Source organism: Pirellulales bacterium (assembly GCA_036490175.1).
In the GTDB taxonomy this organism is placed as follows: Bacteria; Planctomycetota; Planctomycetia; order Pirellulales; family JACPPG01; genus JACPPG01.
Genome location: DASXEJ010000079.1, coordinates 1 through 11,550, shown reverse-complemented (window position 1 = coordinate 11,550; position 11,550 = coordinate 1). Strand labels below are relative to the sequence as shown.

10 protein-coding genes are annotated in these 11,550 nt (G+C 60.5%); 5 read left to right on the top strand and 5 right to left on the bottom strand.

All coding sequences use genetic code 11. The annotated features are described in order from the left end of the window. The first annotated feature begins 124 nt into the window (after positions 1-124). From VGG64_05675 to VGG64_05655, 5 genes are all read left to right on the top strand, one after another. Complete coding sequence (locus tag VGG64_05675) at positions 125-1,444, top strand: CpaF family protein (protein HEY1599069.1); 1,320 nt, start codon at positions 125-127, stop codon at positions 1,442-1,444. 94 nt (positions 1,445-1,538) lie between these two features. Then, on the top strand, positions 1,539-2,510 hold the full coding sequence (locus VGG64_05670; GenBank protein ID HEY1599068.1) for a type II secretion system F family protein: 972 nt from the start codon (positions 1,539-1,541) through the stop codon (positions 2,508-2,510). A 3-nt stretch (positions 2,511-2,513) separates the two neighbouring features. Then, positions 2,514-3,491 (top strand): type II secretion system F family protein, encoded by a 978-nt coding sequence (locus tag VGG64_05665; GenBank protein HEY1599067.1) that lies wholly within the window; start codon positions 2,514-2,516, stop codon positions 3,489-3,491. 181 nt (positions 3,492-3,672) lie between these two features. Next, positions 3,673-4,314 carry a hypothetical protein gene (locus VGG64_05660; GenBank protein HEY1599066.1) on the top strand — a complete coding sequence of 214 codons (642 nt, stop codon included), beginning with the start codon at positions 3,673-3,675 and terminating at the stop codon, positions 4,312-4,314. Positions 4,315-4,563: 249 nt separating this feature from the next. Beyond that, on the top strand, positions 4,564-5,793 hold the full coding sequence (locus VGG64_05655) for a tetratricopeptide repeat protein (protein HEY1599065.1): 1,230 nt from the start codon (positions 4,564-4,566) through the stop codon (positions 5,791-5,793). Between the two features lie 84 nt (positions 5,794-5,877). Here the strand turns inward: VGG64_05655 and VGG64_05650 are convergent, their stop codons facing one another. From VGG64_05650 to VGG64_05630, 5 genes are all read right to left on the bottom strand, one after another. Then, positions 5,878-8,199 (bottom strand): redoxin domain-containing protein, encoded by a 2,322-nt coding sequence (locus tag VGG64_05650; protein HEY1599064.1) that lies wholly within the window; start codon positions 8,197-8,199, stop codon positions 5,878-5,880. A 237-nt stretch (positions 8,200-8,436) separates the two neighbouring features. Next, entirely contained in the window at positions 8,437-8,850 is a 414-nt protein-coding gene (locus VGG64_05645) for a hypothetical protein (protein HEY1599063.1), read from the bottom strand. 136 nt (positions 8,851-8,986) lie between these two features. Beyond that, positions 8,987-9,853, bottom strand: coding sequence for a cyclase family protein (locus tag VGG64_05640; GenBank protein HEY1599062.1), 867 nt, complete (start codon positions 9,851-9,853; stop codon positions 8,987-8,989). A gap of 134 nt (positions 9,854-9,987) precedes the next feature. After that, positions 9,988-11,340 (bottom strand): formylmethanofuran dehydrogenase subunit B, encoded by a 1,353-nt coding sequence (locus tag VGG64_05635; protein ID HEY1599061.1) that lies wholly within the window; start codon positions 11,338-11,340, stop codon positions 9,988-9,990. Positions 11,341-11,422: 82 nt separating this feature from the next. After that, on the bottom strand, positions 11,423-11,550 hold a 128-nt coding region (locus VGG64_05630), incomplete at its 5' end, for a DUF1501 domain-containing protein (protein HEY1599060.1).

Sequence of the window (11,550 nt, the reverse complement as noted above, 5' to 3'; positions counted from 1 at the left end):
GTGAGCTAAGCTTTTCTGGACAAAAAAGCACGGCGCGACGAACCCCGCCCTGGCCCGGCCTCTGCACCATGGCCACGGGGCGCAAGCGGCCCGCGCGACACCAGCCAGAAACGCAAGCATCCCCATGGCAAAGACGCCCCTCACATCGACCCGCGAGAAGACGCAAGAGAACGAGTTCGAAGAACTCAAGCGGCGCATTCACGGCAAGCTGGTCGATAAGCTCGACCTGACGCGCGTCGGCGATCTGGCCGGTGATGTATTACGGCGCGAGATTCGGCTGGTCGTCGAACACCTTTGCGACACGGAAGACACGCTACTCAATCGCAACGAACGAGAGCGGCTGATCGACGAAGTTCTAGACGAGACATTCGGCCTCGGCCCGCTCGAACTGTTGCTGAAGGATCCGACGATCAGCGATATCCTGATCAACGGCCCAAGAAACGTGTACGTCGAGCGCAAGGGAAAGATGGAGAAGACCAGCGTCACGTTCCGCGACAATAATCATCTAATGCAAATTATCGACCGGATTGTATCCAAGGTCGGCCGGCGCGTGGACGAAGTCTGCCCGATGGTCGATGCGCGCCTGCAAGATGGGTCGCGCGTCAACGCGATCATCCCTCCGCTGTCATTGGACGGACCGGCGGTTTCAATTCGTCGTTTCGGTGCCAATCCGCTCAAGCTCGAAGACCTGCTGAATTACAAGGCCTTCACGCCCGAGATGGTAATGCTGCTCGAAGGCGCCATCAAGGCGCGGCTGAACATGATCATTTCGGGCGGTACCGGTTCCGGCAAGACGACGCTCTTGAACACGCTATCGAGCTTTATCGCCAACACGGATCGCATAGTCACGATCGAGGACGCCGCCGAGTTGCAGCTGCAGCAAGAGCACGTAGTGCGGTTGGAAACTCGTCCGGCGAATATCGAAGGCAAGGGAGCCATCACCGCCACGGACCTGGTGCGCAACGCCCTGCGTATGCGGCCCGAGCGAATCATCATCGGCGAATGCCGCGGCGCCGAAACGCTCGATATGTTGCAAGCCATGAACACCGGCCACGAAGGTTCGTTGACCACGATCCACGCCAATAGCCCCCGCGACGGTGTAGCCCGTATTGAAACCATGATCACGATGGCCGGCTTCGAATTGCCCTTGAAGGCCATGCGGCAGCAGATATCGAGCGCGGTCGACGTGATCATTCAAGCCAACCGCCTGCAAGGCGGCCCCCGCAAAATCACGCACATCACCGAAGTCTTGGGCATGGAGCAAGAGACGATCGTGATGCAAGACATCTATCATTACGTGCAAGACGGGATCGACGAAAACGGGCGCGCACGCGGTCGATTCGTCTCGACCGGCATTCGGCCTGCCTTTATGGATCGACTCGAGTCGGCTGGCGTGCGTCTGCCTGCCAGCGCCTTCCGGCAGCGCATCATGATGGAGGATTAGCACGCGGCGGCCGCAGGACGAAATCCTGCACCTGGACCGGCCACCGAGTTTTCGACCCTCAGAGTGCCCTTAGCCTCGGCTTGCGAAGAATTCTATGAGTCCAACCTTATTGATATCGATCGCGGCATTCGTGAGTGTCGCCGCCTTAGTCGGCTGCATCGCGATGTTCTTCCGCGAGAAGAGCGATAAAGGTGTCGAGCAGCGGCTCGATATTCTTACCGGAGCAACGTCGGCCACGGCCGCCAAAGACGGGCTGCTCAGGAACGGACTGCTGCAACGTCCGCTGGAAGCCGGCTCCGGAATTCTGGAAGGCGTGCTGACGCGGTTCGGCAATTTGCGTCTGTTGTTCGAACAAGCGGATACGACGCTCACGCCGTCCAAGCTGCTGGCGATCTCGGCCGTGCTGGCGCTGGTAGGAGCGTTCGCCTCGATGGTTGCCGGCTTTCCGCCCGTTGCGACACCTGTGGGTGCGGCCGCGATGGCGGCACTACCGCTTCTTTGGTTGACGTTCCGCCGCGGCCGGCGCATGAAGGCTTTCGCCGTGCAGCTTCCGGACGCGCTGGAGCTGATCGCCCGCGCGCTGCGTGCCGGTCACAGTCTGGGCTCGGGATTCAATTTGGTCCGCGAGGAGATGCCGGCCCCCATCGGCAAGGAATTCGGTCGCGTATTCGAAGAACAGAACTTGGGCATTCCCATGGATGATTCGCTGTCCGGACTTACCGAACGCGTGCCCAACCTGGACCTGAAGTTTTTTGCTACGGCCATCGTGCTACAACGCCAGACAGGCGGTGACCTGGCCGAGATCCTCGACAAGATCGGTTACATCGTTCGCGAACGATTCAAGATTTGGGGCCAAGTGCAAGCTCTGACCGGCGAAGGTCGCCTCTCTGGCGTCGTGTTGCTGGGCCTGCCGCCGGTATTGTTTTTGGCGGTGTACCGGCTCAATCCCGACTACGTGATGATGCTATTCACCGATCCGATGGGCAAGAAAATGCTGGCCGGTGCGGTGGTCATGCAGGTCTTGGGCGCACTTGTCATTCGCAAGATCATCAACATCAAGGTGTAAGACGTGATCTTTGCAGACCTTGTCGATTTCGCGCAGTTATTGCCGCTGGCCATTTTCGGCCTGTTTGCCGTGACCGCCTGGTGGGTGCTCGATTTTTTCGCCACCGGTCGGCCGCGCGCCGTGCAACGACTGGACGAGTTGAAAAATCCAGGGCTGCGCCGCCGCGAGACAGCCAGCGTCACCAAGAAACAAGACGCCATGACCAAGGTGCTCGAGGCGGCCTCGCCCGCGCTGGCCGCGCCCTTGCAACCCAAGAGTGAGCTGGAAGCCAGCAAAATCAAGCTGCGTCTTTCCAACGCCGGCTTCCGCAGCGAAGCGGCCACGACGGTCTTCCTGGGTTTCAAATTCCTGGGGCTTATCGTGGGCCTGTTCGGCAGCGGTTCCACGATGTTGTTTCTCGGCAATTTCAGCCAGAAGTCGACGATGACCACGCTCCTGATCGCCGGTGCGCTGTTTTATCTGCCCGATCTCGTGCTGCTGCTAATCATCAAGAAGCGCAAGGAGGCGATCTTTCTGGGTCTGCCCGACGCTCTGGACTTGATGGTGGTTTGCGTGGAAGCGGGCCTGGGCTTGGACCAGGCCATGCGCAAGGTGTCGGAAGAGATGAAGCGAATTTATCGCGTTATCTCCGAAGAGTTCGCACTCTCGAATTTCCAGCTACAAGTCGGACGGGCCCGCACGGAAGTGCTGCACGAGCTGGGCGTGCGTACCGGGGTCGACGATCTGCGCAGCCTAGCCGCCATCTTGATCCAGGCGGACAAGTTCGGATCCAGCATTGCCCAGGCGTTGCGCGTGCAAAGCGACTCGATGCGCACACGTCGCCGGCAACTGGCCGAGGAAAAGGCCGCCAAGACGGCCGTCAAGTTGATCTTCCCGCTGGTGATCTTCATTTTCCCGGGCATCTTTGTGATTCTCGTCGGCCCGGCGGCCATCACCATGGTCCGCGAGATGTTCCCGATGATGAGCGGCGCGGGAACCTAGCGCGACTGCGCAAAGCTGGAGGGCCTGCGGACCCTAGCGCGGATATTCATCTCCCTGCGAACCGATACATAAGTTGAGACCGTCGCCAGCGGTCCATTCGACCGCGGCTACGGTGGCCGTGCGCGCGGCGCTCGAACCAGCTCACCATCGGGCATTTTGTCACTTCGCAAGGGAAGACTGCATGACCCGCCGCTCTTTGTTTGCTCCGCTGGTGGCCCTGGCAATGTTGCCCGGCGTTTGCGCCTACGCGCAAGATTCCAATATGGCCACAGACGAGACCTACGACGACGCGGCCACGACCGAGCCCAAACCCAACATCTTTAAAAGGGCGTGGATGTCCGTTTGCCGCGATTTCAAACGGAACAACAACTGGCCCGATCCCTTTGTGGCAGCCGATCGTGTCACCACGCGAATCCCGTTCGATGTTTGCACGGCGAACGGCTGGCGCATTCAGAATACGCTCAGCGATCATCATTTCGAGGACGACTCCACGAAGTTGACCGAGGCCGGGCGGCTGAAGGTCGCCGCGATTATCAACGAGTCGCCTGTTGCGTATCGGGCCATATTCATCCTCCGCGACGTCGATCCGTCGGTTACGGCGGGCCGCATCGGCAGCGTTCAGGAGGCGGTTTCCATAGTGCTCGGCGACAGGCCGCCCGTACCGATTTTCGAGACCTATGAGAAGCCTCGCGGGGCGTCGGCCATGTACATCGATGAAGTCACGCGACGCTATCAAGCGACCATTCCGGATCCGCGCATTCCGACGGACGAAAGTTCGACTTCGAGCGGCGGCTCGTCTGGTTCAGGTGCGCCTGGACAATGATTTTGCCAACGTGTGGCGTAATCCATGCAGCACACGCGAGGGGCTCGGCACGGACAATAACACCCTCTGTTTAAACGAGTACGGCAATCTCCGCGGGCGACACAAAATTGCCCCATTTGCCAGCCCTCCCTGTTCTAATCCCTACGCCTTTCTTGGGTTCGCCAATTACTCGGTTCTCGTGTAGCAAATGCTACATCCGAGCCGATCAATATACGGACCTGCGAAGTCGTTCTTTTCGAGATAACCGTGATGGCTTATCAACGCAAACTCGATTCGAAAGCACGCGGCCGCAGCTTGTTTGCTGGCGGAGGCCGACGCCGCTTGTGGACCCGCGCCGCGCTGGTCACCTGCGCGGGTGTGGCCCTGGCCGGCTGTGTAACCACGACTTCCAAGGATCCCAACTTCGGTAAAACGCCCGCCACTCCCTCGGCATCCACCCCCGACGAGACGGGCTTTGGCGCGTCGATCACCAAGAGCTTTAAGGCCGGCACCGATAAAGTCAGCGCCGCCTTTAAGCCAAAGCCCGAACCGACCGAGCACGTCACCGAGAAGCCCTGGTACTGGTGGCCGTTCGACAAAAAGGATGAAGGGCCGGGCGCCGACTTCTTTGTCTCGCTGGCACGCGTCCACGAACAAACGGGCAGCTATGATCGGGCCATCGAGCAGTACAACAAGGCGCTCGCGATCGATCCGGACTTCGCTCCGGCGCTGGTCGGATACGCCCACGTGCTCGATCGCCAGGGACAGAAAGTCAAGGCGACCGAATACTATGTGCGGGCTTTCAAGGCGCATCCCGAAGATGCCTCGGTCGCCAACGACCTGGGGCTATGTTTTGCGCGGCAAGGAAAGTTCGACCAGGCAATTGAGTATCTCGACAAGGCCGTGAAGCTGCAGCCCGATCGGGAGCTGTACCGCAACAATATCGCTACCGTCCTCGTCGAAGTCGGGCGCGTCGATCAGGCCGTGAAGCAAATCGCAGCCGTCTACGGCGATCCGATCGCTCACTACAACGTGGGCGTGCTGCTCACGCAGCGCGGCAAACAACAGGCCGCGGTAGAACAGTTCACTGCGGCCGTGCAACAAGATCCCGGCCTGACCGAGGCCCGCGACTGGCTCGACCAGCTTACCGCGGAAGAAGAACCCCGCGAACAACTCGCCAGCGCGCAACTGGCCGAGCCGGCGTCGGCCGAAAGTGTGAAGGCGATCACGGCCCAGGCTCCGACGGATCCCACGCCGCCCATGAAGGACATTTCTACGGCGCGCGTTGCCTCGCGACCGGCGGCCGTCACGCGCATGACCAGCGCGCCGACAGTGGCATCGAACTCGCTGGGCGCCGCGCCTGCTGTGCCCCCTTCGCCGGACCAGTTCCAAGGCCAGGCGACGGTGGTAACCGCAACCGATTTGCCAGCGTCTGCCCCCACCACGGTAAGACCGCTGCCCGCCATCGACTCGGGCTACGTTCCGCCGAGCCGCTATTAAGCACCGCCGGCAATCTCGACGGACTTCGGCCGCCCGCACTCACGCGCTCAGAATGTCAGTGCGCGCCCAACCGCTCGGTACTGACTACGGACTGCTTCCAGCGCTGACTCGCGCCGTTACCTCGCGCAGAAAGTCGATAGCCGGCTGGGAGAAGGCATTCTTTTCCTTGCTCCAGTAGCTGATCGTGGCCGGCTTTCCTGCGAACGTGATCGGAAAGTGGACACTCGAGCCGAGGCTGCGCCGTAACGCCGCCATGTCCTGGCCCCCGATCGTGCTTAAGTCTGGGTTCACCACTGGTTGCGCGCTCTTGATGTAGCCGGCCAATGTGGACTCATTTGCATCGTAGCTGCGGTCGTCGCGTCCCAGCCAAGAGTCGAATACCGGCGGCTGCGCAACCCGTGCAAATTGCAGCTTTCCGTCGTCAACCGTACTCACGCAGATGCGATCTACCTGAGGTAGTTCGCGTGCCAGTCGGTCCAGGAACTTATCGATGGTCGGTTGCGATTTCATGGCCCCCTCGGCGGCACGAGAGAGGGTCTTGTTCAGCTTCGGCGGGTCACGATCCAGCGCAGCAAGAAACCGGGCGCCGCGAGATTGCCCAGACGTAACGTCGTCTGGATAGACGTCGTCCGTCCCCGTAAACCAACCGATCATCATCTCTTCCCATGTCTGATCACCCCACGAGACGGAGGCATCGGGATTGGGATTGGCGAGGTTTGCCGACGAGTTGTCGAAGTGCGCCAGGCACTGCATCTCGGTCCCCGCGGGCACGAACTTCGGCGTCTCGAACTGATACGTGACCTGCCAGTTGAAGTCGTAACGCGGTACGTCCAGGATCGTCTCGACCTTGCCGTCCGGGTACTTGAGGTCGTAGCGGAACGACTTGCCACGTAGATGCATGTGGGGCGTCAGGTTCAATAGCAATGCGTCCTTGCCGAACTTGTGCGCTGACTTGACCGGGTATGCGTCCGACTGTGCGGGAATGGTAAACGTCGGATTGATGGCCATCTGCACTTCCACGCTGCGGTTCACCGTTTCCGGCTTGGCAAAGTGGAAACCGACGCAGGTCCGATCTTGCTGTGGACTGCCGTTCGGTGTGTAGTGCATCTGGAACAACAATTTGGTGCCCGCAGGAATGCGCGTCGCCGCACCCTCTGGCCCCGTGCCGGGCGGAGTACCGGGCGCGGCGCCCGCGATCAGCCGCATGCTGTTATCGCCCAGCCCCGGCTGTACGCCTGTGCCGAGCGGTCCATTCAGTTTCGCCAACGGATTCTCGGGCGCGACGGCGAACACGAAGATGTGATGCACGATCGAGCGGTTGCCCAATCGGCATTCCGACGATTTGATCCAGCGATCCGTGGTCCAGCCGGGATCGACCATGAAATACTCATATTCCACGGCCCCCTCAGCCGGTACGTCGTACGGCTTGTCGTTCATGTAAACCACTTGATCCGGCTCGCCCAGTTGCCAGTTCTCGGAGAATTGAACCGGCTCGGGTAGATCCGCCGCGTTGCCCTCGGGCGCGCCGGCCTTGACCCACGCGTAAAGTGATTCCTTGTCGGCGTCGCATAGGCTGCGGTCGTTGTGGAACTTGCCGTATTTCGGATCGGCATGCCAGGGAGGCATCCGTTGCTCGCGCACCACTTCCTGGATCATCTCGGACCAGCCGGCTACCTCGTCGTAGTTTGTCAGCGCAAAAGGTGCGATCTGCCCTGCGCGGTGACACTCGACGCAATTCTTTTGCAGAATGCGGGCCACTTGGTTGCTGTAGGTGATGGGAGCATTGGGCTGAGGATCGCGGGCACGACCGATCAAACAGCCTGGCGCCATTGTGTGCGCCTCGCTGATGGGCATGCCGGCCAGTAGTTCGTCGAGTGCGTCCGCAAGGAATCGATGGCGGACTTTCGCCTGTGCATAGCCGCTCGTGTTGCCCAGGCCATATTGATCGTCAATGCGGCCGGCATAGCGCACCACGCGGTCGTTATCCAGCAGATACACCTCGGGCGTGCGCTGGGCGCCGAATTGATCGGCAATGACATTGCCCAGATCCTTCAAAATCGGAAACGACACGCCGTGTACACGGGCAAAATTGGCGATTTCCGCCAGCGAATCCTGGCGGTTGGAATCAACAGCTACGAACGCCACCCCTTGCGACTTGTATTTTGTCGCCAATTCTTCCAGTCGTGGGGCATAGAGCTTTGCCAGCGGACATTCCGTCCCCAAGAAAGCCACTACCACGGCTTTGCTGTCGGCATATTCTGCCAGCGAAGTGTCGCGACCACGATAGTCGCGGGCCTTGAAATCCTTGATCTGCTTGGGGGCGGCAATCTCGGCGGCTGTGGCCGCGTTACCACAAGCCAACGCAAATGCCACTGCTAGCGACAGAAAAAATGAGGCAAATCGCATTCTGCCAATCTCCTGGAAGGGCGCGTAATCGATCTGGCCGACCGACACCAATGTCGACCGAGCATGTGGATGAACCGACTCATTACCGCCCGCCCAGCCGAACGGCCGGGCATCGCCAACGGAAAGGATAACCCAAAGGAGTCGTCTTGGCGAGTTCAGAGTTAGCAAGCCGTCAAACATGCCCGGGCGCAGGTCCGCCCGCACCTCAGTCAGGTGACGGGCAAAATAGTCGTCCTGCTAAGGATAAGAAAACCGCTCGCCGGCCGCGCTGGGCAGGTCGGTCGAGATGGGAATCCGGTCGCGCACCAGCCAACCGATGTATTCCGCCGTCGGCGGATCGGGCGGCACATGCGAGGGATAAATGGGATCGCCATAACGGCCTGGCCCGACAAACGCACCGTCGCGCCACACGGCACCAACGACCTCTTGCCGGCGAAAGCATTGCCCGTCGGGCAGGAACCAGGCCTGCTCGCCGCAACCAATCAGTTCGGCGCGCCAGTCGCGTTTGAGGCAAAACTGCGCTGCCAGTGTCCCTTCTGGGGCGTACCAATCGACCGTGCGAGGCCGCCCCCACCAAGCAATGCCGCCGGCCAGCACCGCGATGCCGATCAATATCGTGCGCAGGCCGTATCGTGGATAATGGGGCTGCACGTCAACGGGCGCTTGTTCGTGATGCTTCGCCGAGGATCGCAGATACGCAATGATAGGCGCGAAAAAAAGACAACACCAACCGACATGCTACTGGCCGGGCGCCGCTCAGAATCGAATCCTCACAATGCGTCGCTCGCTATTTCCCGGCCGGAACCAGGGCAACAATTCGCAGCGGACCGCCGCTTCCGCCGCGAATCTTCATTGGCAACGCCACCACGCTGAACCCGTAATCGGGAAGTTGTTCCAGTTGGGCCACATTCTCGAAGGCCGGCGTATTATGGGCGCACAGGGCGACATGTGTAGCGAAGGTCTTTGATTGACCGCGATCGATACTAGCCGTATCGATTCCGATCGCTTTGATCCGGCGCTCGGCGACCAGCCATGCGGCGGCGTCAGGATCGACCCCAGGGAAGTGCAGATTGGCGACCGCTTCCGTGCCGGCCACGGTCGTGCCCAGGTAGCGAGCACGGTCCGGCCAGAACGGACCAAAGCCGGTTCTGACAAGCACGATCGTCTCGTCCAAGCGGTGATTGTGTCCCTTTTCCCACGCCTGGAACACATCGGCCGTGACCAGGAAGTCGGGGTTTTCACGACATTCTTTGACCACATCGATCACGACCGCCGCCCCGAGCAGCCGCGCCAGTGGTATTTCATCGACCGTATGGGCTCCCTTCGAGAAATGAATCGGCGCGTCGATGTGCGTGCCACAATGTTCCGCCATCGAAAAGCGATTGGCCGTGTAATACCAACCCCCTGCGGTCACACCGGCAAATCCCCGCTCAAGGTGGAAGGGAATCTCGGTGGGCCAGAAGATCGTCTGTTCGTCAAACGCGTGCGTCAGATCAATCATGCGTACGTTCTGACCCAAAAACGACGTCGCGTCGCTGTTGTCGCGCGAGGGGGGTAGGGCATCGGCCGTCGCCTCTCCTTTGTGATAGAACACCGGCAACGCGATGAGCAAAGCAAAGACGATCATCAGGCCAACGAACGCTTTCCATCGCATCACAACGTCTCCCTGCAGGGTAAATTCCCGATGCGCCTCAAATGCGTGGCGAGAATCGTATCACAGAATGTAGAACCTGCCCCAGGCAAGTCTAGGTTATGTGATACCCAGGAAAGTCGCTCGTATTCGCCCGGCTACGCCAACCTGGTCCGTTCCTCGACAGCAGCCGGAACGCCGTAGCCGCGTAATTGCTTCACGCGGGCCTCGATCCGGGAGAGCACATCGCCGTCGCTCGGCAGCGTAGATACAAGCGCTGGTCGCAACGGTAACGGAACGTCGTCCATACGGTACACCGTTCCCGGTGTATGGATGCCGTAACTAGCGGTACGAAATGCGACTCGGGCAGTTCGCGACGTAATGGTCTCGCTTGAGTCGATGCAGATAACGGGAATCGATTCCAAATGGGCGCGGGCAGCCGCGGCAAGATCCTTCATCGGATCGCTGGCAACGACGAGCGCGGCATCCACTTCGCCACGTGCAAGCAAATCGGCGGCCGTGTATTCGCCGGGATTATAGCGCGGGTATCCGCGCGAAAAGTTGATGCCAAACGGGTAGCCGGTTTCCCACAGCAGAACACTGTCGGCCCCCGCGACATTGCCGCGGCCACGCATCGGCAGACAGACAAACCGCGTAAAGCTGTTCATATCGCGCGTCAGGGCCAGCGCCGCCTCGCCATTCAGGTAGCGGCCGCGCGTCATCGACAGACCCGCCCCAAACAGAATCACGCCGAAATGCGCTCGCTTCATGCGTGCCATCAAATCCTGCCAGGCAGCCAGCGGTACGCCTGTTTCGGCCAGGACTGTAGCATCGTCGAGCGCGACCCCCTTGGCCAAAGCACGCAACACCCACAACGCCTCGAAATCCCGTCCTGGCTTAATACGCAGAAACAGGTCGCTAGCTCGCGCGGTCGCTGTTTCCTCGACATCGACCACCACGCAGGTGCGATCCTCCCGCCCACCGGGGACAAAAATGCCCGTCGGTTCAAGGCTGTATCGTTCGGCATGCCGGGGATGGCTCTTGACCGGGTCCGATCCCCAGAAGATCACCAGGTCGCCGCGGTGGCGCACCTCGCCCAGCGTGCAAGTAACCTCGCCCACCCCAGAGAACGTCATGCCGGACAGGCCGTGTTCGAGGCTCGTCGTTGTATCGAGATTGCCTCCGAGCCAATCGCCGATGGCAACGGCCACGCAGTGCGCCTCGCAACTCGTCTCGCTGAGACCGTAAATGAGTGGATAGCGGGCCGCTGCCAGGATCTGCGCCGCTTCTTCCACCGCCGCTGCGAGGGAAACGGGATGCCCGGCGACGGTGGCCACTACCGGCCCCGCCGCGCGGTCAGCTAGAAACCACGATTGCCCGATCGGGCAGGCACGCTCGGCGGCGATGATTTGATTGCCTTGTATCGTCAGGTCAATATCGTCGCACACGCAACCGCATGCTGTGCATACGACGTCGGCAACAACGAGCGGCTCTGATCGATCTGCGTTCATAGGCAACTAGAATGTATCACGAACGCGGCACCATTTGCGTCCGCAATAGTTTGCTCGTGATACACGTCGGACCATCGCGTCTTCAAGCGATCAGGGACGTTACGACTTCGCCGTGAACATCGGTCAAACGGAAGTCGCGCCCCGCATAACGATAAGTAAGCCGCTTGTGGTCGAAACCCAGCAGGTGCAACAGCGTGGCGTGCAGATCGT